Below are 26693 nucleotides of genomic sequence, written 5' to 3'. Positions count from 1 at the left end.
TAATATCCGGTCAGGTATACAGATACTACAGCAGAGATCGAACGGAACACACCACGAGTATTTCAGAAAAAAGAGTTGGGTTTAATTGCGCCTGCGCAGGGCAGTAAAGAGTCCGAGAATTCCAAGTGCCCCGATAACAGCAAATGGCGCTATGCCTGCACTGGGTGTTTGGGTCGGGACGGTGGAGAGCGATGCCGAGGCAGAGGCGATGCTTCCGACGCCAACCTGGACGTTGGTCGACCAGTCGCTGTAGCCGGCAAGCGCCACCCTGACTGCATGGTTGCCGGGGCTAATACCATCGACGGTCAGAGGGGTGATGCCCTTATACACGTTGTCGATGTAGACATCAGCGCCTGAGGGGGATGAGGTGACCGCGATGGAACCGGTCGTGCCTGGCTGGCCGGGCTGGAGGGCCGCGGTGACATGGCTCGTGGTTGCTGCACTGACGGAGACCGTTGTTATGTAGTCCTGGTATCCGGAGAGAGCGACTCTCAGGGTATGGGACCCGACCGCGACATTCGAGATCGTGTATACCCCTGCCGAGGGGGTCTTCCCCTGGTACTTATCGTCAAGGAAGACGTCCGCCCCTGCCGGGTAGGAGACCACGTCGATAGCCCCGGTAGACTCTGAGGGGAGGGGCGTCAGTCGGGCGTCGACGTAGCGGGTGACCCCGGGGGTCACGGTGACCGTCGATTTCCAGTCGTAGTAGCCTGCACGATCAAGTTCGATAATATGGCTCTTTGCCGAGACACTCGTGAGCGTCAGGGGTGTCCGACCCTTGTAGACACCGTCCATATAGACGTAGGCACCGGAGGGGACGGATGTGATCTCGATCGATCCGTACTGCTGGATCGGTGTCAGGGTGAATCGTATCTCCGACTGCTGCCCGGACCTGACCGTGACGGTGGCGTGGTCGGAGTTGTAGCCCGAACGCTCGGCTTCAAGGGAGTAGGTCCCGGGAGCGAGGTCCTTGATCGTGAGCGGAGTCACCCCGCGGTAGTTCCCGTTTAAGTAGATGGCCGCACCGGAGGGGTTCGATGAGACAGAGATCGAACCGACGGTCTGGGCCGGCTGCAGCGTCACATAGACATTCACGGTCTCGCCAGCCGTGGGTCCCGAAGGCAGGTTGCCGGAGTAGGTCTGGTAATCGCTCTTCTCGACCCGGATGGTGTGGTAAGGTGATGCGGTGGTATAGACCGGTATGTCGACCCATCCTCCATACGTGGTACCTTTGTACTGTCCGTCAAAGTAGACATCGGCACCGTCGATGTTGCAGTGGACACGGTACCATCCTTGATCTCCTCCTAAGCCTGCAGAGACGGCCGGGACGCCGGCGCAGAGAACGAGGAGTGTCATTCCGATGATAAAGGATCTCAGCATAATCCATCTCCTTTAACAAAAATATAGTCGATTATCGGCAGTTTTGCTTATAAAAATTCCTATTTTGCATATGGAATCTGGTTTGTTTTTCACCGATATTGGCTATTCTTATCTTTAAAAATCACCTGAGGTTATCGGATGTGCAAGATCCCCATCGTTGAAAAACCTTCCGGGCAGAAACATGATCGAGCCCCCATTCTTCGGCACCCCTCGTCCACCTTTTTATCAGGTGAGATTCACATGAAGTACTGCATGGATATCCGGAGTTTTGTCGCCACGATGGAGCAGGTTGCTCCGCCCGAACTGGCTGAAGAGTATGATGCCGGAAAGATTGGTCTCGTCGTCGAGGGGAAGGATGAGATCGGGACCGTCTGCTGTGCGCTCGACGCCACACAGCGTGTGGTGGAGGTTGCCGCTCGCGCCGGCGCCGATATGCTGGTCGTCCATCATACGCCTCTCTGGCACCCGATCACGGTGGTCAGGGGGCCGGTCTCGCACCTGCTCCGGACCATCCTTGCCTCCCGGATGAACCTCTATGTGATGCACACAAACTTCGACCGTGCCGAAGGCGGCGTCAACGACGTTCTGGCATCAAGACTCGGTCTCTCCGCGACAGAGCGGATGACGGTCGGGCTTGTCGGCGACTGCTCTCTTGATACGGAAGAGATCGCCCGTCGCCTTCCGGGAGGGGGAATCCGGGTTTACGGTGAGATCGACAGAATCCGCCGCCTGGCGATCGTGGGCGGCAGCGGGTTTGATCCCGATCTGATCCGGGAGGCCGTCGACCTCGGCGCAGAGGCCTTCCTCTCGGCGGAACTGAAGCACAGCGTAGCCCGTGCGTCTCCCATACCCTGTCTTGAGGCCACTCACTATGCGCTCGAAGCACCTGCCATGGAGGCACTTGCATCCCGCATGGGGTGGCATTATATCCCTGATCCGCCCCATGTTGTGGTAGTTCCATGAGGGGGATCTGGCAAAAGATCGAGCAGGACCGGGTGCTGACGCCGGAATTTCGTGCCTGCATCGAGCGTGTCTATGGCGAGCGGGGAAGGAAGGCGCTTGGGGCCGTTGACGAAGGTCGAGTGAAGCGTTATCGCGATTTCTTCGTCGTAGTTGGGAGAGGTGATGAGTATATTGTTGAAGGCGACTTCTGTACGTGCAGCGATTTTCTCTTCCGGGGACGCGAGTGCTGGCACATCCTTGCGGTACGCCTCGCTGAGCGGACGGGTCTATATGAATTCTACGATCTCTGGTATCAGGACACGTGGAATGTTTGAAGATTTCGCACAAACAACTATATCGCTCTCAATCATACCAAATTATGCTGCGTGATTTTCAATGCTCGAAGAAGAATATACGCTTGATTATTTCCGATCTCAAGGGTTTGAGCGGAAGGTCTGCAAGAGCTGCGGGGCGGCCTTCTGGACCCGGGACCCTGAACAGGAGTTTTGCGGCGACGCTCCGTGCGTGACGTACAACTTCATCGGCAACCCGGTCTTCAAACCCCATACTGTCGATGAGATGCGGGAGGCGTTCCTCTCGTTCTTTGAGCGGCACGGCCATACACGCCTTGACCGATATCCCGTAGCCGCTCGGTGGAGAGATGACATCTATCTGACCATCGCGTCCATCGCAGACTTCCAGCCATTTGTCACAAGCGGGGTCGTCCCCCCGCCGGCAAACCCGCTGACCATATCCCAGCCCTGCATCCGCTTAAACGACCTTGACTCTGTCGGCAGATCGGGGCGGCACCTGACGCTCTTTGAGATGATGGCGCATCACGCCTTCAATACCCCGGAAGAGCAGATATACTGGAAGGACGAGACTGTTGCCCTCTGTGATGAGTTCATCAAGTCCATCGGCGGCGATCCCGCCCGGGTCAGTTATAAGGAGCATCCGTGGTACGGAGGCGGAAACGCCGGGGCATCCGTTGAGGTGCTCATCGGCGGTCTCGAGGTTGCGACGCTGGTCTTCATGAACCTCGGACGGCAGAAGACCGATCAACCGCCCGTCATGGTGGCCGGGGTTCCCTACTACCCGATGCGGCTCAAGATTGTGGATACCGGATATGGCCTGGAGAGGTTTGTCTGGGCATCGAAGGGCTCGCCGACGATCTACGATGCGGTCTTCCCGGAGATGGTGAGCCGCTTGATGCGGTCGGCTCACCTTGAAGACCTCCTTGATAGCCCCGAGTTCACGAAGATCATGGGTCTCAGCGCCAGGTTTGCCGGCGTGATGGATATCTCCGGGTCGAACCTCTACAACCTTCGAAAGAAGGTTGCTGAGGCGATCAACGTGCCGGTGAAGCAGCTGGAGCGGATTGTCGCCCCGATTGAGAAGGTCTATTCCATCGCCGACCACACACGCTGTCTCGCCTACATGCTCGGCGACTGCATCGTCCCCTCGAACGTCCGGGAAGGGTATCTCGCCCGGCTCGTACTGCGCCGGACGCTCCGGATGATGAATGACCTCTCGATGGAGGAAGAACTTGCTGACCTCGTGGAAGCACAGATGCAGGTCGTGGGGGTCGAGAACTTCGGTCAGGACGTTGACGTGGTCCGCGAGATTGTGGAGAACGAAGAAGCCCGGTATGCAAACACCCTTGAGCGCGGGACCCGGATCGTCCAGAAGATCGCCCGGAACTACAAGGCAAAGAGTTCTCCGGTTCCCCTCTCAGAGGTGATCACCCTGTACGACTCGCATGGCATCCCACCCGAGATGGTGAAGGATGTCGCTGCCGCCGAGGACGTGGTCGTGGAGATCCCCGACGACTTTTACTCGAAGATCGCCGACATGCACTCGGAGGCGCAGAAGGAGGGTGAAGAGGAAGACCCGCTCGCTCCCTACCGGGAGCGGGCAGCAGCCCTGCCCCCGACGAAGAAACTCTACTACGAACTCCCGACTGAGATTGAGTTCGAGGCAATGGTGCTCGACTTCTTCGACGGGATGGCGGTGCTGGACCAGACGCTCTTCTACCCAGAGGGAGGCGGTCAGCCGTCCGATACCGGAACCCTGGTGACATCCGAGACGATGGTGCGGGTGGAAGAGGTGACGAAGATTGGGGAGGTGATACTCCACCGGGTCACCGGAGGCACTTTGAAGCGGGGTGATCGGGTGAAAGGCGTGCTGGACGAGGAACGCCGCTGGTCGCTGATGCGCCACCACACGGCGACCCATGTCCTGCTCTATGCCGCAAAGAAGGTGCTCGGGGCTCATGTCCACCAGGCAGGCGCCCAGAAAGGAATCGAGACCTCACGCCTGGATATCCGGCACTTCAAGCACATCACGCTTGATGAGCTCAGGAAGATCGAGATAGAGGCAAACCGCCTGGTCATGGCCAATATACCGGTCTACATCCGTATCGAGGAGAGGACGAAAGCAGAGCAGAAGTATGGGTTCGGCCTCTACCAGGGCGGTGTCCCGCCGGGCCGGGAGATCAGGACGGTGCAGGTGGGAAGTGACGTGCAGGCGTGCGCGGGAACCCATGTCCGGACAACCGGCGAGATTGGCCTGATACGCATCATCGGTGTTGAGCATATCCAGGACGGTGTGGAGCGGCTGGTCTTTGCGGCCGGTATTGCTGCCGTCCAGGCAGTGCAGCACATGGAAGAACTTCTCTGGGCATCAGCCGATGTGGTGAGCGTCCAGCCCGAGAACCTGCCGGCGACGGTAGCTCGGTTCTTTGGGGAATGGAAAGAGCAGAAGAAGGAGATCGAGCGCCTCCAAAAGAAAGTGGTGGACCTTGAGAAGCAGAATCTCGCCGGTGAGACGGTGGACGGTGTCCGGGTCGTCATCAAGCAGGTGGATGCGGCCCAGAAGGAACTCGTCGCGCTTGCCACCACCATCGCCGATGAAGGCGGCGTGGCGCTCCTGGTATCGGCAGACGGAAACGCGAGGGTGGTTGCGACCTCGGGCACACCGGCTGTGAACGCTGCCGATCTTGTTCGGGAGGTCTGTAGCATCCTCGGCGGAAAGGGTGGGGGTAAGCCGACCCTTGCACAGGGTGCCGGATCGGACGTCTCACGGATCGGTGAGGCGCTCGAGCGCGGGCGTGCCAAGATTCTAGAAGCACTCCATGGACAATGATGTTGTGATTATCCAGCCGGGTGATGAGCGGGCACAGAAGATCGCCCGGGCAATGGCGAGTCAGACGGCAAACGCGATCATTCAGGCCTTCGGAGCCGGACCGTTGACGTCGTCGGAGGTTGCGCGCCGGATGAATATCCCCATCACCACCGCTACCTACCACATAGAAAACCTCCTTGAAGCCGGGCTTCTGGAAGTTACCGAGACCCGGTGGAGCGAGAAAGGGCGCGAGGTGAAGGTTTATGGCCTTGCAAACCAGGTGCTCATCATCGCCCCGCCGGTGAGCGATCTGCGGTCGGTGTTTAAGAAATACGCGACGCTCTTTGCGATAGCCATCTTCGCGAGCCTCAGCCTTGCGACGTTTCTCCCGGTCATCATGCCGGGGTTCCAAGACGTGCCGCCTGATGTAAAGGCTGCCAGTGGAAGCGGCGAGGAACTCTCGGTACTCCGGGCACCAACTTTTGATGCTGCTGCCGGAGCGTCGTCGGTCCACGACCTGGTGATGGGCTTCTTCCTCGGGGCCTGCGTGGTGCTGCTCGCGCTGCTGATATATGAGGTGTACTTCTGGTGGCGCACTTCCCCGCGGGCGCAAAAAGAGAAGATTGAATAGAAGAGATCCAGGGAAAGGGTGCTGGGGTCTTTACCGCCGCCCCCTGGCAGGTGCTGCTTCCTGCGGTCTCCCGCTCCCTGCTTCAACTTTTGCTCCACACTTCGGACAGCGGGTCTTCTTAGGATTGATCTCTGCACCGCAACTGTAACATTTTGACATGGTCTATCACCACATGTGCCTGAAGGGGGTATGACACCATAAGGCTATCTGATCTGATTTTGGTTGAAACGTCCGGAAGCGGTCTGAACAATGGGACTGTAAACCAATTTGCGTCGAACACCATCCTTTCGCGACCTCTGTTTGTCCTGCATTCGAGGTAGGGTGTGTCGTCTGACAACCCAGAGAGGGGCAGGTTGTGGGTGACCTTTTCCTTTTTGATCGCCGGTTTCCCGGGAACTATTCAGGGTTTCCTGTATTTCAGTCCACCAAGGCCCTGGTCCATCGGACGTCCAATAAATACCGTGATCTCCGGGAACGCTGGACTGCAGCGCATGGCCTCATATATGCTGGGTTACGGCCTTCCGGCACGTGGGAAGTATAACACTATAAAACTCCTTTTTATTCCATAAAATCATGTTTTAAGGCCTGTTTGGCCTTATGGATTATAGATGCATTTATAAGTAAACAGTGTGTTCTTTTAACTGAAGCGGAGGCTTTATGCAGAGCGTTCTACGCCACACCTTCATGGTTTTACTTGTTGCCTGCTGTTTTGTTCTTCCCGTGAGCGCTCAGCCGTCTTTAGGCGGAGACAACGGGTGGTACGCGGTCTACTGCAACATCGATGGAGCACAGGTTTACTTTGACAACCAGTACAAGGGCGAGATCCAGGGCGGCGTGCTGTACGTCCCGGTTTACACCACCGGGACCCCCTACAGCAAGTTCCGCGTTGAGATGGATGGATACGCTACGTACTACGGAGACATCAACAGAGTTCCCGGCAAGGGCGAGGTCTTTGACCTCTACGCAACCTTAAACCCGGTCCAGACCCCTGCCCCGATCGGCGGCGATGTCGGCTGGTACACCGTCCACGCCAACGTCGACGGCGCAACGGTGATGTTCGACAACGAGGTCAAGGGCACCATCAGCCAGGGTGTCCTCTCGGTGCAGGTCTACACAACCGGGACCCCCTACCGGACATACACCCTGACAAAGGACGGGTACGCGGCCTATACCGGCGTGATCGACCGGTACCCCGGTGCAGGGGAGACGGTCGATCTGTATGCGACGCTGAACCCCGCGCCGACACCGATCCCCACCCAGAAGTCGCCGCTCTCCCCGGTCCTGGCCGGCGGTGCGTTGCTGATTGCAGGATTGCTGCTGATTTCGGGAAACAGGAAGAACTGACCCCTTTACCATTTTTGACGGTTGCCCGAAGGCACTCCCGCAAGAACGATGAGGCTGCCGCCCCGTAGACGTACCGGACGCTCGTCATCGGGCAGGGGCCGGACCGGGTGAACCTGAAGATCGTCCTCTTGCTCCGCCCCGAAGACGGGCGACTCATGTTCGGCGGGCGGGGGCAGGTGCGGATCGGCGGGGAGTATATCCTCTCTACAGGAGATGCCCCCGGGCAGCCGGATCACTCCGGCTGCCGATCTCTGCCGGATCGAATCGCATGGATTAAATTTCATCAATTGGAGTTTTTCTGCATGCCAACAGTGTTTGCATACGTCGGCAGCCCCCACGGCAACCGTTCCAATACCTATGCCCTGACAAAGATGATGCTCGATCGCCTGGCAGAGAAGGACAATGCGATTCGGTACGAGATATTTACTCCGGCCGAGACGACCATCCGATACTGCAAGGGCTGCTGGACGTGCATGAGCAAAGGACTCTGTCCCCAGGATCAGCACGACGACATGGCGATGCTCAAGGAGCGGATGGAGGACGCCTCGTTCATCGTCCTCGGCTCCCCGGTATACACGATCAATGTCTCCGCGCAGATGAAGACGTTCTTCGACCGCCTCCCGGCCTGGCTCCATACGATGCGGCTCGCCGGGAAAGCCGGCGTGACCGTTGCGACCACGGCGGGAAACGGCCTTCCCGAAGTGCAGAACTACCTCGGGATGATGATGACGTCGCTTGGTGTCAAGACCGTCGGAACGCTCGGGGCTCACGGGTCGCTCCCCGGCCATCTCTACGATCCCGACGGAGCACGGAGGGACGCCCATGCGCTGGCCGATGAAGTCTACCCCTACGTGACGGGGGAGCGCGTCGTCACCACCGACGAGTACCTTGAAGAGGTCTTTAAGATCATGAAGCAGAAGATCGCGATCGGCGGCGGCAGCGTCCTTGCAGGGGATCTCGAGTACTGGACGCGAGCCGGCTATCTCGATTGCACCTGTTTTGGGGACGTGCTGGCAAAGAAACTGGGGTCGTCCGGGGAGATGAACGTCAGCGCTCAAGTTCGGGAGGAGGGGAGACGTACATGAAGAAGTTGTGGTTGACCGCCGGGATCATACTCGGCGTCGTCATTGTCGTCTGGCTTGCGGGACTTGCCGCTACCCCCAGCCCCCTTCCACAGGGCCCGATCGCCTTCGATTCTCCGGAGGGCCGGGCCCTGCTCTTTCGGAGCACGGCAAACGCGGATTACTTCCTTCTTGCCGAGCACTTTGTAACCCAGGAGCACCTCACTTACTGCGGTCCGGCGAGCATGGTGATGGTGCTCAACGGTCTTGGGGTCCCCGCACCCGAGACGCCGGAGTTTGGGGAGTACCGCTACTTCACCCAGGACAATCTCTTTGAACGGGCTGACGTCAGGGAGGTTGCGGACCCGGAGGCCGTCTCAAAGAACGGCATGTTCCTGCGTGAGGTCGGGGCGGTCCTTGAGCAGTACGGCGTGAACGTGACAGTCCACCACGCCGACGAGATCAGCGTCGATGAGTTCAGGAGACTGGCTTCGGAGAACCTGGCCCGGAAGGGCGATTTCATCATCGTAAATTACCTCCGGACGGCTGTCGGGCAGGTGGGCGGGGGCCATTTCTCACCGATAGCCGCGTACGACAGAGAGTCGGACCGGTTCCTGGTCCTTGACGTCTCCCGGTACAAGTATCCTCCTGCCTGGATCTCGACGGAGGATCTCTTCTTGGCGATGGACACCGTCGATTCGGATGCGGGGGAGCTGCGAGGATTCATCTCCGCTGCATTCCGGCCCGAAGGGTGATGCGGGGAGAGCAACCGCGGGTTCCCTCGCGGTAACCTTTTTTGCAACAAAGCAGGGAGCGGCCGTTCAGGCGGCAGATGCCGGTTCCTCTACGATCAATTCGTGGCGGTCGAGCACCCGCCCGACCGAACAGATCGGGGACGGGGCCGGCAAAACATCCATTTGCGCTGCCGGTCGCCGGAGCCGATCCTCGGGAGGACGAAGGATCTGCTTCTGTTCGGAGAATAACGAATAAACAACCGCCCGGGGTTCTCTGCGGCATCGGGGGGTTGAAGGATCTCCGCGAGAGAGGGCGGTGTTACGGCGCCGGGAACATTCACGACCGGATATCGCTCATAAAGGGCGTATCGCCGCTCAGTTCCGCTTCAACGAACGCCCCGGAAGGATGCGTCCTGATCCGGAGATCGATGATGTTGTCCATCTCCGACCGTATCCGGTTCTCGAGCTCCTTTGCGAGTGTATACGCTTCCTGCACGGTCGCATTGGGGTCCACCTCGATGGTCAGCTCGACCGAGAGGGCGCCCCCGAACCCCCGGATCCGCTGCTCTGCGATGAAGTAAACGTCCGGATTCTCCTCGACGATCCGCTCGACGAGCGCGGTTGCCTGGAGCGAGGGGTTTGCGTCGACCAGTTCCTGTGCTGCGTCGATGGCCTCTTTCGCCCCGTACGCGAAGATGATCAGCACCACAACAAGGGTAATGGCGGTCTGGAGAAGCGTCATGGTCGGAGAGACGATGAGCAGCACTCCCCCGATGAAGATTATCGCGGATATGGCGAGATCGCCCTGAAGCAGCACAGCATTCAGGAGCAGGAGACGGCTGTTCACCTCCTTTCCCACGCGCCAGAGATACCGCACGAGGAGGAGTCCAACGGCGATCGCGGCAATCGCGTACCCGGCGATGAGGGCGCCTATTTCGGGAATGAGGTTCTCGGCCGGGTACAGGATCGTATCCGCAGCCTGTTTGATCGCAAAACCGCAGACTGCCAGCGCAACGAGGAAAAGCATCAGCGTCTCCACGCGCCGGTAGCCATAGTGCATCTTCCAGTCGGCCTGCCGCTGACCGAGGCGGACACTTATCAGGGAGAGTACTCCTGGAACAAGGCCGACGATGTTGACAAACCCGTCGGTCAGGAGTGCACGGTTGCCCGTGACCACAAAGAGGCCGACCTCGACGGCACCCAGAAGCGTGCTGACGAGCATGGAGACCACCAGTGCAAATGTGACACGCCGGATCCGTTCTTCCGGCATCGTCGGGGCCTCTGCTGGCATCTTACATGTTTGATCTTTCTTTGTATCCTCAAGCATAGTACACACGTCTCCCGGGCCCGCCATTGTCTGAAACCGTCGTGATGGATACCCGGTAAGGTGCGGGAAAACCCGGTGCGTCGTGCGCCGATTCATGAAATATGTCATGAAAAGGCAGGAGTTTTCCCGAATGGTTCCAATCGGCCAGCCTCTGTTGTCTCCTCACACTACAAGAGGGTAAAATAAACATACTGCACAAACCTTCTCATTTCTTTACCGTGCTGGCGTCCAGGTTTTGAAGATACAGGATTGTATTCAGCCGTATGACATTCGTGGTGACCAGAAATGCGCCCTTTTGCGTTTGCCCCGGGTTTTGAGTGTTGGATCTGAACCGGCTCAAGAACCGGTGGATGGACAGATGCGAAGCCGCACTGTGACAGGTGGGGCTCATACGCGGCATGCACGACCACACCGGAGGTGGAAGCATGCTTCCGCCGCTCACATCCGCTCAAAGGAACTCTGGGGGCAAACTGCAGCCGGGCGCCATAAAAATGGAGTTAGGAGCCGTCAGGCAGCCTTGGCCGCTTCCTCTGCGGTCACCTCGTGGCGGTCGAGTGCCCACCCGACCAGCAGCGCGGCCGTCGAGAGGGGAAGGGCGACGACGAGCGGGTCCACATCCTGCCACGGCGCGGAAAGGATTGCCGGAACCCCGAAGAGGAGATTCGAGATCCCGAGCGCTGCCGACTCCTTGACGTGGACGAAGGCGGTCCAGACAAACCAGGCAACCGTTCCGACGACGAGACTGATCTTTGCTGCACGGATCGACGGCCTGCTGCAGTACATAGCGTGAGCGTAGGCCGGCAGGAACGCGGATGCACAGAGGCCCATGAACATCGCTGTCGCCCGGGCGATGATGCTGCCGGGAAGGATGAAGGCAAGGACGACGCTCACGACGATCATGACGACGGTCGCAATCTGGATCGGTCGCATCGCCGCTCTACCGGAATCGGTGCGCCGTGCGAGATCAAACCCGAGCGATGTTCCCATGACGTGGAAGAGGGCGCTGAGCGTGGACATCGCTGCTGCAAGGAGCGCCAGCATGAAGATGACGACGAAGAGGTCCGGCATCGATGCGTTGATGAAGTTCGGTATGATTGTATCGACGTTGCCGTTGGGTGCCGCCGCGAGAGCGATCAAACCCTCCGTCTGGTAGAAGTAGACGTTTGTCAGCGCACCGACCGTGAAGGCGACGCCGGTCATCATCAGGATGAACGGCCCACCGACGAGGACCGCACGATTCAGTGCACGGTCGTCTTTGACGGTCATGAACCGGACGACCAGCTGAGGCTGCGCGAGCACCCCGATGCCCACGCCGAGAACGAGCGTCGTCACCATGGTAAGCCATATCGGCGACCCGAATACCGGCATGGAGGTCCACCCGGTCATCCCTCCGGCGGCAAGCGCCTCCGGGACGAGGTCCGACATCGCGGCAAGGGCGGTATGCGCCTCGACGACGCCCCCGAGGTGGACGTAGGTGAGCACGAGGAGGACGGTCATGCCGACGAGCATGATCCCGCCCTGCAGTGCGTCGGTGTACATGACGGCAATGAGCCCACCGAACACCACGTAGAGGGCGACGACTGCGGCAAACGCGATGAGTGCAGTGTCGTACGGGATCTGCAACGTGCTCGTGATGAACTGTGCTCCTCCGATCAGGATCGCCGCCGTATACAGCGGCATGGCGATGACGATGACGAGCCCTGCTGCGTAGCGCATGAACGGCGACTGATAGCACTTCCCCATCAGGTCGGGGAAGGTCACGGCACGGAGTTTGCTCCCGATACGGCGGGTCTGTTTCCCGAAGACTATGAACGCGACGAGGATCCCTAGCCCAATATTGAGGACGGTCAGCCAGATCATCCCCATGCCGAGTTGGGCGGCAACCCCGCCGAAACCGATGATTGCGGATGTGCTGATGAAGGTCGCACCGTAGGAGAGGGCAAGAACGACAGAATTGGCCTTTCTGCCGGCGACCATATAGTCATCGTCGCCTTTCGTCTGGCGGTAGCCGAGATAACCGAGACAGATGATGATGGCGAGGTAAACCAGCGTCACCGCGATGAAGAGTCCAGTGTCAACTGCCACCCCGTTCCGCCTCCGTTCCTTTATTCCAGTTCAGCAGGCCGTACACTATGCATGCGAGCGTAAGTCCGAGCGCAAGCAGATATCCAGACCAGATTGCAGGATCAGTAATACCGAACATCAAATCACCTAACGGTAACTGAAAAACCGTTACATTACACGGGAACGCAGCAAAAGAGCTGGTTCCCTAACTAAAGGAGAATGCGTTCTGCGTAAACGTGCAGTGCACGGTCACACAGTTCTGCACTGATGTGCAGTTCTGCACAAGAGTGCTGTCGTAGGTCTCTAAATGATCTTCAATCATCGAGTACCTAAAAATCATCCAGATCTATTGTATTTAAATTCTGCGATTTTGTTGACGCCAGGGTGAAGATAGACCGCATCACAGCCTTATTCCTTCCACAGCAAAGCCCGTGCAGCGCTGGAACGGCATACCGTGGCGCTGGCAATCCAGAATGGTGATATTCAGATACGGCGTATCAGATGTTGTCTTACGGGACGCGAAGCCTTCAGAGCGGTGAATCATGGACGGCACGACAGAGATTGTTTCGGCGGCACTGGCCCTCTCATTCGATCTCCTGCTCCGGACGGTCCCGATCGTCGCCATCGGCGTCCTGATCGCCGAAGTCCTGATTGCCCTGCGGGTCACCGATAGGATTGCAAAGATCGCCTACCCGGTCACGACCTTCTCCCACCTCCCCCGCGAGTGCGGGGCGAGTTTTCTCCTGGCGTTCGTCTCGTCGCAGGCGGCGGACGCGATGCTCGTCGATTACCATCATAAGGGGGTGATCGGGAGGGGCGAGCTCATCGTCGCGGCGCTCATCAACTCTTTTCCGGCCGTCGTGATGCACTGGCGCTACCTCATCCCGGTCTACGTGCCGCTGCTCGGGGTCTTCGGGTTGATCTACTTCGGCATCCTGATGGGGATCGGGTTCCTCAAGACCGGGATTGTCATGGTTGCCGGGCGAATGCTCCTTCCCGGGGTTCCGGCATCCGCGCCGCCGGAGAAACCCTCTGGTAAGACGTTGTCCCTGCGCGAGGCGCTCTCGGCCGCAGCCGGACCGACCGCAAAGACCCTCCGTCGTATCCTCGGAATCATGATCCCGACGCTCGTCATCGTGGCGTTTCTCATTGAAGCGGGCGTCTTCGAGACCGTTGCCGCGTACCTCGAGGGTGCGAGCAGACTCTTTCCCATTCCGCCCGAAGGCATCGCGATCATCGCGGCAAAGTTCGGGTCGTACGTCGCCGCGGCAAGCCTTGCGTCCGGGCTGCTCGCGGCGGGCGATATGACCGGCAGGGATATAGTCATCACGCTGCTCGTGGCGAACCTGTTGACCAGCGTCGTCACCTACCTGCGGTGGCTCGGGTCCTTTTATATTGCAATCTTTGGACCCCGGCGGGGCACCGAGATCATGCTTCTTTCGGTCGCGCTCCAGGACGGCCTCCTGCTGGTTGCCATCTTCCTGCTGGCCTGGTTCTGGTGAGCGGTCCTGTGGTATGGACGACCCATATCCTCGATCGCGATACCGGTCTGGAGCTGGATGGAGCGACCCGTAGATCTTGGTTGACTCCTTTGTCTTTTTGGCATGCGCGGATCCGGAGTTGATACTGCCTCACCAAAATCATCGGAGGCGGCAGATGAGATAACCCTTGGATGCCACGGCCCACCTTGGTGGTAGGATTTCCCTCCAAGGCTAGTGGCGATGCCAAAACCCCGCCGGTGATGGCCGAGGATATGCTCTCCCGGTGAGGCAGATGGCAGTCAACAGGGGTGCAAAGGGGCAAATCACCGGCGTACTTGTATGCCCTGTCACAACTTCCCCGTAACTGTCGCCCATTGGAGATTGCGCTCGGCGAGGAGCATGTATTCGTGGAAATGGGGGAGACCATCCGGGGAATCAAAAGATACGGTCGGTATGTGGAGGACAGGCACGTTCAGAACCGCTGGAAATACTCATCATGCACGGGCCGCGAGCGGGACGGCGTGACATTTAAGTACAGTGGACATATTGGGGAGGTCCTGATCCGGATGGTTGCCCAGCGAGGAACCTCCGGGATCGGTAGGAGGGCTGCAAGGTCGGTGCCGTCCAAACCGGGCTCCACCAAATCCACAGAGCCCTCAGCCGGAGGTGTTGTTATGGCCGAGACGAGTATTATCACTGAACCCGGAAAGCAGGAGATCATCACCACGCGGGAGTTCGACGCGCCGCGCGACCTCGTTTTCCGGGCTTGGACGGATCCGGAATTGATAGCGCGGTGGTGGGGGCCGGCGAGCTTTACGGCGCTGGTCTTCAGGGTCGACCTCCGCGAGGGGGGCAGGTACCTGTTTGGTATGCGCTTGCCCGACGGCCGGGACTTCTGGAGCACGGGCGTCTACCGCGAGATTGTCGCGGGTGAACGGCTCGTCTTCACCGACTCGTTTGCGGACGCGGAAGGCAACGTCGTCCCGGCCTCTGCCTACGGGATGAGCGGCGACTGGCCGCTGGAACTGCTTGTGACGGTGATGTTTGAGGAGCACGACGGCGGGACGAAGATGACCCTGCGGCATGAAGGCATCCCGGCGGGCGAGTCGCTCGATATGACCGAGGCCGGGTGGAACGAGTCCCTGGACCGCCTTGCCGCGCTCCTGAACGAACTGCAGCAAGGGTAGCCGGGACCGGGAAGCCTTACGGCTGGAGTGGAGCGTGCACCCCCATGGCTGACCTCCGAGTCCTCCTCCTGCTTGGTGTCGCCGTCTCGGGGGCGGCGGTCGTGATGAGCCACCGGCGTGATATTCGTGCCGCCCGGGAACGTATCGAGAACCCGGAAAGGCGGGCGGTCCGGACGGACTATGGAAGCGTCGAATACGCCCGGGTGGGGGGCGGCTACCCGGTACTGGCCGTCCACGGCAACGCAGGCGGGTTCGACCCGGGGCTCCAGGTCATCGCGCCCTTGAGGTTTGGCTACCTCGGCTCGCCCATGCCTTCGCGGGCGAGCGTCGCCATGCAGGCGGATGCCTACGCCTGTCTGCTCGACGCCCTCGCGTTCTTCATGTGGGCGAGCTGCACCTCGCGGCCCGTGTATCCCATCTCAAGAGGAGCCGGAACCCGCATCCGGGGGATACGGTGAAAGCACCCTCGTTCATGATGTAGCGCCTTGATCCACCGCCGTCGGACTTCACCTCATCGGTGCATCCGCGGTTGGGAAAGGTTTTTTCATGCAGCAGGTAGGTAGCCCGAAAAAAGGAGGTTCAAAACGATGGCCGAGGCTGTTCTAGCGGAAAAGAGAGGAAGGCTGCTCATCCGGCGTGTCTTTGCTGCGCCGCTACAGGATGTCTGGCGGGCGTGGACAAAACCTGGGTATCTCATGCGCTGGTGGGGGCCGGCGGGCTTTACGGCACCCGTCATCAAGGTCGATCTTCGTGAAGGAGGGAGGTATCTCTTCAACATGCGCTCACCCGAAGGCCAGGACTTCTGGAGCACCGGTGAGTATCGAAAGATTGTTCCGATGGAGCGGCTCGTCTTCACCGACTCGTTTGCGGACGCCGAAGGCAACGTGGTCCCGGCCTCGACATACGGGATGAGCGGGGACTGGCCGCGTGAGGTGCTCGTGACGGTGACGTTCGAGGAGCATGGAGGCGAAACGACGGTGACCCTTCGGATGGCCGGGATTCCGGCTAGCGAGACGCTCGATGCTGCCGAGGCCGGGTGGAACGAGTCCCTTGACAAACTCGGAGTAGTCCTGAAGGAACTCTCGATGCGAAAGACCGGCGCCTGAAAGTGCGTGCCGCCCGGAGCGGTTTGAGAGCCCCGGAAGCCAGGCGGTCCGAACCGCCCGGTCCGAGATCTGCAAAAAGAGGGTTACATCCCTGCCCGGGAGAGGATGGTCTCGGCCACCTCTTCGGGGGTCAGGAAGGGGAAGTCCTCCGGCTTTAAGAGGGTGCCCGCTTCCCCGGCGGTCATCTCCACGTCGCCGGCCTTGCATCTGGTCGCCGCTCCTGCGGGGAACGCGGCAAGGAGATCCTCGGGTGTCTTAATCGGGAACTTCGCGCCGGCGAGGGCGCCGACGATCTGCGCATGGATCTCTTCCTTAACACTCATACTTTTTCCTCCGTCATCCTGGTGGTATCCCGGGCGGCCTTTGCCGGCGAGCAGTCGTTGCTATACACTTTGCAGCCGAGCCGCGCAGGTATCGTCTCACCGTTCATCCTGTTAGACAGTTAGTATAATATATATGCCCGTCACTAAACTATACCTGATGCCCACGCTACAGTCCCATGACCATAAGGGGTCCGACGAGGATGAGCAGTTCTATGGGAAGGAGATCCAGGAGGTTCGATCCGAACTTGCCGGCCTCAGGAGCGAAATCAGGCGGTTTATCGAGCATGCGAGCCGGCAGAACGTTGATGCGGCCCTCAGCGGACTCCGCAGGGAGTACGCGGATCTCTTCATCGGGCAGAACCTCTCCGATGCCGGCCAGAGGCTCCAGGAGCGGATGATCCGGGACTGCCCGATGAGGGAGCGGTGCTACGCCGTATTCTATGAGTTCCTCAAGGCCTCCGCGGAGCATATCCGGGACGGTGAGGTGAGCGAGGAGGTCGTCCGGTCCTACCGTGACCGGCTCGCGACGATGCGTAAAGCCGGGAAACTGGAGTCCTGCGCTACCTGCTTTGCCGAGACGAACCGACTCTTTGAGAAACAGCTCGATCTGATGCGATCGCTCGGGGTCTACCGGGAGAACAAGGAGACTTCTTCGTCCATCGCGGACCTTCCGGGCGAGGTCCTGGTTCGGGAGATCCTCGAGCCGCTCGCAAACCGGCACCGGTTCCGGATCGTGCAGGCGCTTGCCGCAGAGTCGCAGACGTTCTCGTCCCTCTCGAACCTGACCGATCTCCGGGGAGGGAACCTGCTCTTCCATCTCAAGAAACTCCAGGACGCGGGACTGATCCTGCAACGGCATGAGCGGGGGGACTATATCATCACCGATAAGGGCTATAAGGCCCTCACGGGCATCGGCACCCTCTACGCCGCCCTGGGACCGTAGCGCCCCGGCCCTATTCCCTCGATACGATCGACGTACCGCCGGAGATCCGCATACTTTTTTTATCCCGCAATGGTTAGGGTTGACCGGTGCACCCCGCGAGACGGTCTTCTGGAATCGCGATGAGGGGTGCAGCGAATACAGCATCAGGAGGAGTTGAAGATGTCGGGTGAACTGATCGGCGAGTCGCGAGGGAAGATCATCGGAACAAGGGTCGTTGAGCTGCTCGAGACCAGCCCGAAGATCGAGACGACGGACCTGTCGACCGGAAGGCTGCTGGGCATCGAGTCCCAGGACCTATCGACCGCCTGGAGTGTGTGGCGCAGTCCGGACACCTTCCACGCCGAGGGTTCCGGCGTGGTCACGTCAAAGGACGGCGAGATGGCCATGTACACCGGGATGGGTATGGGAAAAGGAAGCGCATCAGACCCTGAAACGCTCTTTCATGGGCTGCTCTTCTTCCGCTCGTCCACCCCGCAATGGAGCCGCCTCAACGGAACCGCCGTCATAATCGAGTACACCGTCGACGCCGAGGGCAACAGCCGATCAAGGCTCTGGGAGTGGAAGGGAAGGCCGGAGCGCACTTAAATCCCTCAAAAGAGCGGCGACCTCCCCTCTCATCGGGATGCCCATAGGAATCCGTCCCCAAAACCCGTCCTTCTCCCCGACGGGGGGCTTTGAGCGCCGAGACGCCCCGGAGTCGTCCCCGATGTTTATCGAACCGTTCAGCCCGGACCGGCACTGCACCGAGGAGGTTGCGGGTCTAATTTACGAGACCGAGCCGGCGTATTTCCCGCTCGTCTTTGGCAGGGATCGGACGAGGGCTCTTTCAACGATCGAGCGTCTGGTCAGGGCGGGCGGCAATGCCTTTGGGCGCGAGATGATCACCTGCGCCGTCAGGGAGGGCAGGGTCGCCGGGATCTTGGTCATGCAGGCACCGGACGCCCCCGGGCTCGTGAAGGGGGCTCTCGCTGTCGCCCGTGCGGCCGGCCCCATCACCGCCGTACGGTTCTTCCTTGTCGAACTGCTAATCTTTGCGCCGCACTACCTGAAGCGAGAACCGGAGCCCGCATACGAGATCTCCAGCCTCTCGGTCGCTCCTGCAGAGCGGGGCCGGGGAATCGGCGCGGCGCTGCTCGAGGACGCTGTCAGGCGGGTCCGGTCCCGCGGGGGCGGGAGGATCGTTCTCTCCGTCATCGCCCCCAACCCGCCTGCGGTGCGGCTGTATGAGAGGGCGGGGTTTCACACCGTCTCCACTCACAGGGCGTGGGTGCCGTATCGTGCCCTCACCGTCCTGACCATGGTGTACGATGCGGTGCAGGATCGATCCGACACCCTGATGCAGGACTTCGATGAGACGATGCGGGATGTCCGGCGAGACCTCGCGGAGTAGCGGAGGTCAGGGCGGCGGGACGAGCCGATAAACCCTGCCGGTCTTCCCGGCCGGTCCCCGGCTCTTTGAGGTCAGAATATAGAGTTCGCGCTCTGCATCCTCCCCGAACGCGAGGACATACGCCCCCACGGTCCGGCTCCCGGCAACCTCGATCTCATGAAACTCCCACGGACTTCCGGGTTTCTCCGTCGCGACGAAGATGATCCCATCGCCGTCGGTCCCCGCCCGGTTCCACTCGCCGAATACGTAGCGCCCGAAGAGCCCGGGGAGTGCCTGCCCCCGGTAGACGTAGCCGCCGATGACGACCGCCCCGATCCCGCCGGGCTGGTTGGCGTTCGGGTACTCGATGATCGCGTCGACCAGGGGCTCGCCGCGGCGGCCGGTCCGGGGCACGTCTGCCGGCGACTCGTAGGGGTTTTCGGGGTCGAAGGCGTGGTTGCCCTCCCGAAGGCTCCAGCCGTGGTTCCCGCCAGGGACGATGATCTTGACCGACTCCCAGAGGTACTGCCCGGCATCGGCGGCAAAGAGCCGGTGCTCGCCCCCGGCGTCGAACGTCATCCTCCATGGGTTGCGCAGGCCGTAGGCGTAGATCTCGTCCCGCCCCTCTCTCCCCACGAACGGGTTGTCCGCCGGGATGCCGTAGGGCTTCCCGCCGTCTATATCGATCCGGAGAATCTTCCCCAGCAGCGTCCCGAGATTCTGCCCGTTCCCTCCCGGCAGGTGGCCTCTCCCGACGTCGTTCGCACCCCCACCGTCGCCGAGCGGGATGTAGAGGTAGCCGTCGGGGCCGAAGGCGATCGAGCCGCCGTTGTGGTTCGCCTGCGGCTGATCGACCTCGAGAATCACCCGCTCTGAGTCCGGATCTGCCCGGTCTGGATCATCTGCCGCGACCCGAAACTCCGATACCCGGCTCGTGTGGTCCCAGCCTTCGGGCGCACCGTCCCGGAGAGGAGCACTGTAGTATACGAAGAATCTCCCGCTCTCGACGAACTGCGGGTGAAACGCGAGGCCGAGGAGCCCACGTTCATCGTACCCGGTGCGGAGCCCGACGACCCGGTCGGTGATCTCGAGGAACGGCTCATCCAAAAGACGGCCCTCGGCGTCGATGACCCGGATGACGCCGGGAAGGTCCGCAACGAAGAGTCGCCCGGTCCCGTCTGCGGGGGATGCAAGCGCAACGGGCATGGTGAACCCCTCTGCGACGAGTTCGAGGCTCACCCGGTCCGGGGCTGCTTGTTCCGGCATAGCGCTCTCGCTCCCGGTTAGGATGGATCAGGTGGAAGTACTTAAAAGTACCCGGCGGGGTGTGACTACGAAGCATATTGTGATACTGGCTGCACTGTGACCCCCATGCCGTCGCTGCATATCTCAAGGGCCGCCTCGAACGGTGCGGCTCCCTTGGACTTCACCCTCTATGTGCCCGCGGGGTTCGGGAGTCTCGCGGGTGCGAAGATCCCCAACGTAGAAGAGACGGACGATCCAGGCAGGATCTTCACCGCCCATTTTGCCGGCGGCCAAGAGGTCTGGTGAGGAGGGGAGGCGGGCAACCCCGCCGAACTCCCGTCAGTGCACCCGAGATCGCCCATAGACCGGGACCTTCATAGCATTCGGGAGGAGGGGCTGGCGCCCCCGCTTCCCGATCAGCGCTTATGGCCGGTGAACGAACCCCATATCGACGCCGACGATCCCGACGCTGGAGCCGCTCGCGTTCATGATCGGGGCATACGCGTAGATGATGGAGTAGATCTCGGCGGTGGGTCCCTCATAGCCGGCGAGGAGTCCGGCGTCGAGATCCGTCAGGGCGTAGCCGTTGCCTATCGCAACTCCGTCTTCGCTGCCGTAGTCTGCGTCCACGACATACTCGACGGTATCATCGACCTTACGCATCGTGTAGATGTAGCTGATCTCGGGGTTCGCGGTCCGGAAGGCTTCGAGCTGGTCGCGAATGGTGATGAATGCCGTGGTATTCTCATCGCCGGGCTTGAGTGCGGCGAAGGCGTCTCCGTCGATCTGCCCTGCAATCTCCGCTGCAAGGGCTTCGATCCGCTCCTGCTCGATCGGGCCATCCGGTTCGAGGCAGACTACGCCAACGGCGACGCCGCTTGCATCCCTCACCGGAGCATACCCGTAGACCCTGGAGTAGACCTCAGTGTAGGGCTCCGTAAATCCGGCAAGGAAAGGCTCGTCCGGTTCCGCAACGTAGTATCCGTCGCCGATTGCGTATCCGTCGCTGCTGCCGTAGTCCGCATCAACGACCTGCTCGATGGCGTCCCCCACCCTGCGCATCGTCGAGATGTAGACGATCTCGGGATTTGCGGACCGGAAAGCATTGAGCCGGTCATGGATGGCGATATATGCCGTGGTATTCTCGTCGCCGGGCCTGAGCGCGGCGAAGGCGTCTCCGTCGATCTGCCCCGCAATCTCCGCCACGAGAGCCCTCATCTCATCCTGCGTGGGCACCTTCTTCACCGGCACGCTCTCGGCGGGAGCCGGCCCGGTCGCGCCGGGCCCAAATGCAAGCATAATCCCTGCTGCAACAATAATCAGCGCAATAACTGCGGCTATCAGAACTTTCTGGCCTGTCATCCGATATGCCTTCACGGATCTATTGCAGAAGCAGGAACTTAAAGACTCGCAAATTTACAGCGGCTGATTACGATTTTCACGAAAATTTTCGCGGATAACTCTCTTCAGCCGCTCCCGGAAGCGCCGGGCACCCGGTGACGCAGAGGCTGCACCGGATCGTCGCCGTCCTGGCAACGAGCGGCGCAAGCGGGGCAAGAACTCCGAGAAGGAGCCGCCGCCGGAGCAGCCACTTCACGGCCGGGACGACCGGGGGCGGAACCCATGCACGCACCGTCCGACACCGGAACGCATCGACACCCTCCGGCCCCAGCGCTCCCTCCGGGCATGCCCGGATGCAGGCCCTGCACCCGGTGCAGAGCGGCGCACCGTTGCCGCCCGCCCCATCCTTTCTCCCGAATTCCGGGGCACCCGGGCCGGTCACGACGCCGGAGAGCAGCAGCCGCGGGCCGAAGCGCCGGTTGAGGAGGAGAGTGCTCGTGCCGATCTCCCCGAGCCCCGCGGCCGCGGCGACCTGTTTCAAGCGGACGACGCCCTGCACCCTCCCGTCGACGACCCGCACGGGCAGGTAGAGCGGGACGGGGCGGGCAGCGATACCCTCCGCACCCAGGAGGCCGGCGAGCCGCAGGGCGGTGTCGTCCAGGCTCCCGGCGATCCGGAGCATCTCCCGAGTCTCCTCGTTCGGCGGCATCCGGTATACCGCAGCGGGGACCTCTCTTCCAAAAACGATCACGGATCGGGCGGCCGGGAGGAACCGCAGCACCGATTCTCTATCCGCATCGGGGAGTTCCTCGATCCCGACCCGGGCGAAGACGTCGACGCCCTCATCCAGAAAGAACTTCACACAATCCATCCTGGCACTTCCCGGAGTTGTATGCGCATGAATGCCGCATCGGGATGGTGGTGGAGGATTCTCCCCGGGCAACCCGCCCCGATGACCGGCTGGAGGGCGCCGGCTTATCCCGGCCCTCTCTCGCTCTCCATCATCTTCGCCATCATCTCCTTCGCCCGGCCGATGAGGTACTCGAGTTCCGCAAGTTCCCCGGCGCTCCCGCAGGCTCCCCTGCTGCACGCCTCGTCGTGCAGCCTCCAGCACTCCTGCTCGATGCGGTTGAGGTCGTCCATCGTGTAGGTGTGGTACCGGGCAAGGACATCGGCGTACTCGCGGGTGAATGCGGCGATCTCTTTGAGGAGAGCCATGCGGTCCGCCTTCGGCGCGGATGGTCCTGCAGCACACTGGCCCGTCCTTGAGACTGTATCTTTCATAATACGCTCTTGCCGCATGGAGAGTTATCTTTTCCGGAAAAAAGATCCCCGGAGGGGATGATACATTCCTCCGACCGGGAATGGAGAGTGATCAGTGGAGAATTCCCAGATCGACACCAACGAGTCCGACGATGGTACCGTCTGAGCTCTTGACCGGAGCATATCCGGAGATGACGGTGGCGGTCCTGTTACCCCAATCGTCGAGGTAAAACCCGGGTTCTACGGATGGTTCCGTAAATCCAGCAAGGAGCGCGACGTCACTCTCGTTCGGCACGTAAACGTCGCCGATCTTGGCAGATTCCGCGCGACCGTAGTCTGCATCCACGACGTACTCGGCTACGTCCCCTGCTTTACGCATGGTATAAACATAGATGACCCCGAGGTTTTCCTTCCGGAAGGCCTCGAGCCGATCGCTGATGGCGATGTACTCCGGAGTGCCCTCATCGCCGGGTTTGAGCGCCGCCATGGCATCGCCGTCGATCTCACCTGCAATCTCCACCGCGAGCGCTTTCACCCTCTCCTGCGTGATCGGGATTCTTGCTTCGAGAATCACTGCCCCGACACCGGCGCCACTCGCGTTCTTGATTGGAGCATAGCCATAGACATAAGCGTAAATCTCAGCCGAGGGCTCCTCAAATCCGGCAAGGAGGGCAGTGTCCAGAGCCGTTGGGGTGTATATGTCGCCTATTGCCCATCCATCACCGGTGCCGTAGTCTGCATCCACGACGTACTCGGTGATGTCCCCTGCATTGCGCATGGTGTAGATTCCACTGATCTCAGGGTTTTCCTCCCGGAAGGCCACGAGCTGATCGCGGATGGCAGTGTACTCCGGGGTGTCCTCGTCGCCGGGTTTGAGTGCGGCGTGAGCGTCGCCGTCAATCGCACTTGCGATCTCCGCCGCGAGAGCCTCCAGGTCGCTCTGTGCAATCGGGACTCCGGGTACCAGGCAGACAAGCCCAACGCTGGCGCCACTTGCGTCCTTGATTGGTGCGTAGCCATAGACGGTAACGTCAATTTCGGCCGCAGGCTCCTCAAACCCGGCAAGGAACACGGTGTCTTCTTCCGTGGGAGAGTAGATCTCGCCTATTGCGCATGCATCTGCATCACCAGTGCCGTAGTCTGCATCCACGACGAACTCTGTGACATTCTCGGTCTTGCGCATGGTATAGACGTAGGTGACCCACGGGTTTGCCTCGCGGAAGGCCACGAGCTGGTCGTGGATGGCAGCGTACTCCGGGGTGGTCTCATCCCCTGGCTTGAGCGCCGCCATAGTGTCGCCGTCGATCGCACTCGCGATCTCCACGGCAAGAGCCTTCATATCATCCAGCGTGGGCGTCTTTGTTGCTGGTTCGGTCACTGCGGGGGGCGTAACTACTTTCCCGGGCACCTTCTCTGCCTCATTAGTTCCAACACATGCAGCAACGGTGACTAGGGCAATAATTAGGGCAACTATACTGATCAATGGGATTCTTTTACGTGCCATACTGCACACTCCTGCTTTCAGATTTTTGCAGAAAAAGTAACTTAAAGATTTGTAAATGTTTATCGGTCGTAGACGGCTGTACGGCAACTTTGGCTGTCTTAGATGAGACTTCTGGAGTGGTGCGAGGATACTGGAGGCGCCTCGAAATATCCACTTAAGAAAAGGAGTTGGTTAAGAAATGGAGATGGAATCCATACACCTGCAGGGCCGTCTCTCCATTACCTGTTCTTCCGGTACAGGCATACCAGCGCACAAGCCAGCCCGGCAAGTGCGGCCAGCGCGCTGAATCCGGGCAATGCAAGGGCCGGGACCTCGCTTTTAGCATAGATCTCAGTCGTGAAGACGTCCGTACCGGTCAGGTGCCACTCCGCCTTATTCCCGTTCACCGTGTTTGCGTTGGTATCAACGATCTTCCCGGGCATCTCAAGGTAGTAGTGCAGGCTGACACCGCTTAACAACGCATCGCCGAGGTCGTCTGCTTCATTGCCGAGCCAATCTGAATCATCAACGAACTCATCCGACTCATTGCCGAGCCAGTCAGAATCATCAATGAACTCATCCGACCCATTGTCGAGCCAGTCAGAATCATCAACAAACTCATCTGATTCATCGACGAGTTCTTCCGAATCATCGGTAGACTCATTTGATACGAACCTGGCATCCCGGTAAATCATATACCCGTCGACCTTTTGCACCGTCCAGTTTCCTGGATCGAGCAACTGTGTGGGTCGCAGGCTATCCATGCGGATCGTAACCGTATCGCCATCCCAGACCTCGCTGTATTCGATAGTCCCAGGTTCGGTCTGCGATAGGAGTGATTCCCGTAACGTAGCATATCCCTGCTCTTTTGCGCTCTCCTTCAGTGCATCATACACGAACTGGTTCGTTGTAAGATTGAACGAGTACGAGCTCACCGTGGCGTCTACATCGACCTTAGAATGGACTTCAACCGTGAGACAGCCACAGAAGAGCACCGTAAGCGCAATTGCGAGGCAGATAATAGAGTGCCATGCCCTCATAGGCATTTATGTGTTATAAATTGATTTATGGCTTTGTATTATGTTTTCCTGAAATTTGAGGGGCCTGGAGGCGGGAGTGAGACCGGCCGGAGGTCTGGTGGCTCCTGGGCAACAGGGACGTTTACCGGCAGCCCTACACTCTCCTCGTTATCGACGCAAACCAGGCATGGTGCCCTTCGGCCTGGATGGCGTTCTCGAAGACCGCCGGCCTGATGTAGTCGATGGACCAGCCCTCCCGGAAGGTCTCCCGGATCTCCTCCTGCGCAATCCTCCTTGGCAGGGGGTACTCGCCGGGGTTCTGCTCGCTGAAGCAGAGCATGAAGTACTTCCCGCCGGGCGCAAGAGCGGCCGCAAGGCTCTCTGCAAAGCGGGACCGGTCCTCGTCGGAGAGGACATGGAAGAATCCGGAGTCGATGACGGAATCAAACGTCCGCCCAAGCCCGGCAAGGTCGAACGCGTTCCAGACCCGGAACTGCGCCCCAATCCCCCTCTGGGCGGCCTTCTCCTCGGCCTTCTGGATCGCGAGAGCGGCGGTGTCTATCCCGAGGACGTCGTGGCCTTGCTCTGCAAAGAAGAGGGCGTTCTCCCCCGTCCCGCACCCGACATCCAGGACGGAGCCCGTAACCTCCCCTGCCGCCGCGAGGTCGATGAATGCCTGCTGGGGCCGGCCGATGTCCCAGGGCGGCGTGCCTTGGTAGACTGTATCAAAGATATCCATATCTCCTGTACTGGATTTTGAATGATTTGACTTAAATATTGTAATCGGTAGACGGTATTCACCCCTCCACTGAAGTGAAGGGCCTTCTGCCTGATTTTTTCATAAATCGGGTGAATTAGTTCATTTTTGCATTGTCTGAATCTGGATGAGGTTGCCGCAGGTGTCTTCGAAGACTGCTATTGTCACCTGACCGATGACCTTTGTCGGCTCCATCGTGAACTTCACGCCCAGGCTTTTGAGCCTCTCATACTCCGCATGGGTGTCTTCGACACCAAAGGACGCGGCGGGGATGCCCTGTTCGAATATTCCTCTCTGGTATGCCTGTGCCACTGGATTCTCGTTCGGCTCAAGCAGAAGCTCAGTGCCACCTGGATCCTCGGGAGAGACGACGGTAAGCCATCTGTATTCTCCGGCAGAAAGATCGCTCTTCTTTACAAAGCCCAATTTTTCAGTGTAGAATTTCAGAGCCTTCTCCTGGTCGTCCACAAATATACTGGTTAGTATGATCTTCATAGCCATCACATATCCAGGGAGCCATATGTCTGTTTCGGCAGCTGGTTGTCCCTGAACGCCAGGCTCAAACCATCT

Annotated in this window: 29 protein-coding genes; 15 read left to right on the top strand and 14 right to left on the bottom strand. The window is 59.9% G+C overall.

All coding sequences use genetic code 11. The features are described from left to right. Positions 1-81: 81 nt before the first annotated feature. Positions 82-1380 carry a PEGA domain-containing protein gene (locus tag MCUTH_RS09705; RefSeq protein ID WP_066958468.1) on the bottom strand — a complete coding sequence of 433 codons (1299 nt, stop codon included), beginning with the start codon at positions 1378-1380 and terminating at the stop codon, positions 82-84. Between the two features lie 240 nt (positions 1381-1620). On the opposite strand from MCUTH_RS09705, the gene MCUTH_RS09700 reads away from it, so the two are divergent. The 5 genes from MCUTH_RS09700 (at position 1621) to MCUTH_RS09680 (ending at position 7420) form a co-directional block, all read left to right on the top strand. Continuing rightward, positions 1621-2343 carry a Nif3-like dinuclear metal center hexameric protein gene (locus tag MCUTH_RS09700; protein WP_224732811.1) on the top strand — a complete coding sequence of 241 codons (723 nt, stop codon included), beginning with the start codon at positions 1621-1623 and terminating at the stop codon, positions 2341-2343. Then, positions 2340-2657, top strand: coding sequence for an SWIM zinc finger family protein (locus tag MCUTH_RS09695; RefSeq protein WP_066958467.1), 318 nt, complete (start codon positions 2340-2342; stop codon positions 2655-2657). Before MCUTH_RS09700 ends, MCUTH_RS09695 begins: the two co-directional genes overlap by 4 nt. 61 nt (positions 2658-2718) lie before the next feature. Further along, positions 2719-5466, top strand: a complete 2748-nt coding sequence (gene alaS / locus MCUTH_RS09690) for an alanine--tRNA ligase (RefSeq protein WP_066958465.1) — start codon at positions 2719-2721, stop codon at positions 5464-5466. Continuing rightward, positions 5456-6076, top strand: coding sequence for an ArsR/SmtB family transcription factor (locus tag MCUTH_RS09685; protein WP_066958463.1), 621 nt, complete (start codon positions 5456-5458; stop codon positions 6074-6076). The genes alaS and MCUTH_RS09685 overlap by 11 nt, the downstream gene beginning before the upstream one ends. A 684-nt stretch (positions 6077-6760) precedes the next feature. Beyond that, entirely contained in the window at positions 6761-7420 is a 660-nt protein-coding gene (locus MCUTH_RS09680; protein WP_224732812.1) for a hypothetical protein, read from the top strand. Positions 7421-7425: 5 nt separating this feature from the next. Here MCUTH_RS09680 and MCUTH_RS11765 read toward each other — a convergent pair whose 3' ends face one another. Continuing rightward, positions 7426-7704, bottom strand: a complete 279-nt coding sequence (locus tag MCUTH_RS11765; protein WP_161937588.1) for a hypothetical protein — start codon at positions 7702-7704, stop codon at positions 7426-7428. Between the two features lie 18 nt (positions 7705-7722). Here MCUTH_RS11765 and MCUTH_RS09675 point away from each other — a divergent pair, with 18 nt between their 5' ends. Next, positions 7723-8505 carry a flavodoxin family protein gene (locus MCUTH_RS09675; protein ID WP_161937587.1) on the top strand — a complete coding sequence of 261 codons (783 nt, stop codon included), beginning with the start codon at positions 7723-7725 and terminating at the stop codon, positions 8503-8505. Further along, a complete protein-coding gene (locus tag MCUTH_RS09670; RefSeq protein ID WP_066958458.1) occupies positions 8502-9236 on the top strand; it encodes a phytochelatin synthase family protein in 735 nt (244 codons plus the stop codon). Before MCUTH_RS09675 ends, MCUTH_RS09670 begins: the two co-directional genes overlap by 4 nt. Before the next feature lie 316 nt (positions 9237-9552). Here the strand turns inward: MCUTH_RS09670 and MCUTH_RS09665 are convergent, their stop codons facing one another. From MCUTH_RS09665 to MCUTH_RS12110, 3 genes are all read right to left on the bottom strand, one after another. Next, positions 9553-10542, bottom strand: a complete 990-nt coding sequence (locus tag MCUTH_RS09665) for a cation diffusion facilitator family transporter (RefSeq protein ID WP_161937586.1) — start codon at positions 10540-10542, stop codon at positions 9553-9555. Between the two features lie 507 nt (positions 10543-11049). Then, positions 11050-12627, bottom strand: a complete 1578-nt coding sequence (locus MCUTH_RS09660; protein ID WP_066958455.1) for a sodium:solute symporter family protein — start codon at positions 12625-12627, stop codon at positions 11050-11052. Continuing rightward, complete coding sequence (locus tag MCUTH_RS12110) at positions 12617-12745, bottom strand: symporter small accessory protein (protein ID WP_330219247.1); 129 nt, start codon at positions 12743-12745, stop codon at positions 12617-12619. Before MCUTH_RS12110 ends, MCUTH_RS09660 begins: the two co-directional genes overlap by 11 nt. A gap of 403 nt (positions 12746-13148) precedes the next feature. Between MCUTH_RS12110 and MCUTH_RS09655 the strand changes: the two genes are divergently transcribed. From MCUTH_RS09655 to MCUTH_RS09640, 4 genes are all read left to right on the top strand, one after another. After that, entirely contained in the window at positions 13149-14108 is a 960-nt protein-coding gene (locus MCUTH_RS09655; protein WP_066958453.1) for a nucleoside recognition protein, read from the top strand. 653 nt (positions 14109-14761) lie between these two features. Further along, the gene (locus tag MCUTH_RS09650) at positions 14762-15274 is read left to right on the top strand and encodes an SRPBCC family protein (protein ID WP_066958590.1); all 513 of its coding nucleotides are present in this window, start codon (positions 14762-14764) and stop codon (positions 15272-15274) included. 44 nt (positions 15275-15318) lie between these two features. Then, on the top strand, positions 15319-15732 hold the full coding sequence (locus tag MCUTH_RS09645; RefSeq protein WP_066958451.1) for a hypothetical protein: 414 nt from the start codon (positions 15319-15321) through the stop codon (positions 15730-15732). Between the two features lie 129 nt (positions 15733-15861). Then, the gene (locus MCUTH_RS09640) at positions 15862-16380 is read left to right on the top strand and encodes an SRPBCC family protein (RefSeq protein ID WP_066958450.1); all 519 of its coding nucleotides are present in this window, start codon (positions 15862-15864) and stop codon (positions 16378-16380) included. Positions 16381-16463: 83 nt separating this feature from the next. On the opposite strand, the gene MCUTH_RS09635 is transcribed toward MCUTH_RS09640, so the two are convergent. Beyond that, positions 16464-16703, bottom strand: coding sequence for an MTH865 family protein (locus MCUTH_RS09635; protein ID WP_066958448.1), 240 nt, complete (start codon positions 16701-16703; stop codon positions 16464-16466). Between the two features lie 157 nt (positions 16704-16860). On the opposite strand from MCUTH_RS09635, the gene MCUTH_RS09630 reads away from it, so the two are divergent. The 3 genes from MCUTH_RS09630 to MCUTH_RS09620 all read left to right on the top strand — a co-directional run bounded on the left by MCUTH_RS09630 (position 16861) and on the right by MCUTH_RS09620 (position 19036). Beyond that, positions 16861-17646, top strand: coding sequence for a winged helix-turn-helix domain-containing protein (locus tag MCUTH_RS09630; protein ID WP_083524855.1), 786 nt, complete (start codon positions 16861-16863; stop codon positions 17644-17646). Between the two features lie 159 nt (positions 17647-17805). Beyond that, positions 17806-18231 (top strand): hypothetical protein, encoded by a 426-nt coding sequence (locus MCUTH_RS09625; protein ID WP_066958447.1) that lies wholly within the window; start codon positions 17806-17808, stop codon positions 18229-18231. 121 nt (positions 18232-18352) lie between these two features. Next, the gene (locus tag MCUTH_RS09620) at positions 18353-19036 is read left to right on the top strand and encodes a GNAT family N-acetyltransferase (protein ID WP_066958445.1); all 684 of its coding nucleotides are present in this window, start codon (positions 18353-18355) and stop codon (positions 19034-19036) included. Positions 19037-19042: 6 nt separating this feature from the next. Here MCUTH_RS09620 and MCUTH_RS09615 read toward each other — a convergent pair whose 3' ends face one another. Continuing rightward, entirely contained in the window at positions 19043-20281 is a 1239-nt protein-coding gene (locus tag MCUTH_RS09615; protein ID WP_224732813.1) for a PQQ-dependent sugar dehydrogenase, read from the bottom strand. 105 nt (positions 20282-20386) lie between these two features. On the opposite strand from MCUTH_RS09615, the gene MCUTH_RS11845 reads away from it, so the two are divergent. Continuing rightward, entirely contained in the window at positions 20387-20566 is a 180-nt protein-coding gene (locus MCUTH_RS11845) for a hypothetical protein (protein WP_066958443.1), read from the top strand. Between the two features lie 117 nt (positions 20567-20683). Here the strand turns inward: MCUTH_RS11845 and MCUTH_RS09605 are convergent, their stop codons facing one another. The 7 genes from MCUTH_RS09605 to MCUTH_RS09575 form a co-directional block, all read right to left on the bottom strand. Continuing rightward, complete coding sequence (locus MCUTH_RS09605) at positions 20684-21622, bottom strand: cache domain-containing protein (RefSeq protein ID WP_150468735.1); 939 nt, start codon at positions 21620-21622, stop codon at positions 20684-20686. A gap of 76 nt (positions 21623-21698) precedes the next feature. Further along, positions 21699-22463 carry a hypothetical protein gene (locus MCUTH_RS11615; protein WP_066958440.1) on the bottom strand — a complete coding sequence of 255 codons (765 nt, stop codon included), beginning with the start codon at positions 22461-22463 and terminating at the stop codon, positions 21699-21701. 113 nt (positions 22464-22576) lie between these two features. Continuing rightward, positions 22577-22885 (bottom strand): hypothetical protein, encoded by a 309-nt coding sequence (locus tag MCUTH_RS09595; protein ID WP_066958438.1) that lies wholly within the window; start codon positions 22883-22885, stop codon positions 22577-22579. Between the two features lie 91 nt (positions 22886-22976). Continuing rightward, positions 22977-24242 (bottom strand): hypothetical protein, encoded by a 1266-nt coding sequence (locus MCUTH_RS09590; RefSeq protein ID WP_066958436.1) that lies wholly within the window; start codon positions 24240-24242, stop codon positions 22977-22979. Between the two features lie 344 nt (positions 24243-24586). After that, positions 24587-25387 carry a hypothetical protein gene (locus tag MCUTH_RS09585; RefSeq protein WP_066958434.1) on the bottom strand — a complete coding sequence of 267 codons (801 nt, stop codon included), beginning with the start codon at positions 25385-25387 and terminating at the stop codon, positions 24587-24589. A 133-nt stretch (positions 25388-25520) separates the two neighbouring features. Continuing rightward, positions 25521-26105 (bottom strand): class I SAM-dependent methyltransferase, encoded by a 585-nt coding sequence (locus tag MCUTH_RS09580; protein WP_066958432.1) that lies wholly within the window; start codon positions 26103-26105, stop codon positions 25521-25523. Between the two features lie 120 nt (positions 26106-26225). Further along, positions 26226-26618: a VOC family protein gene (locus MCUTH_RS09575; protein WP_066958584.1), complete on the bottom strand. Its 393-nt coding sequence runs from the start codon at positions 26616-26618 to the stop codon at positions 26226-26228. Positions 26619-26693 lie beyond the last annotated feature (75 nt).

The sequence above is a fragment of the Methanoculleus thermophilus genome (assembly GCF_001571405.1).
GTDB classification, from domain to species: Archaea; Halobacteriota; Methanomicrobia; order Methanomicrobiales; family Methanoculleaceae; genus Methanoculleus; species Methanoculleus thermophilus.
This window is presented reverse-complemented; position numbering and strand designations above follow the sequence as displayed.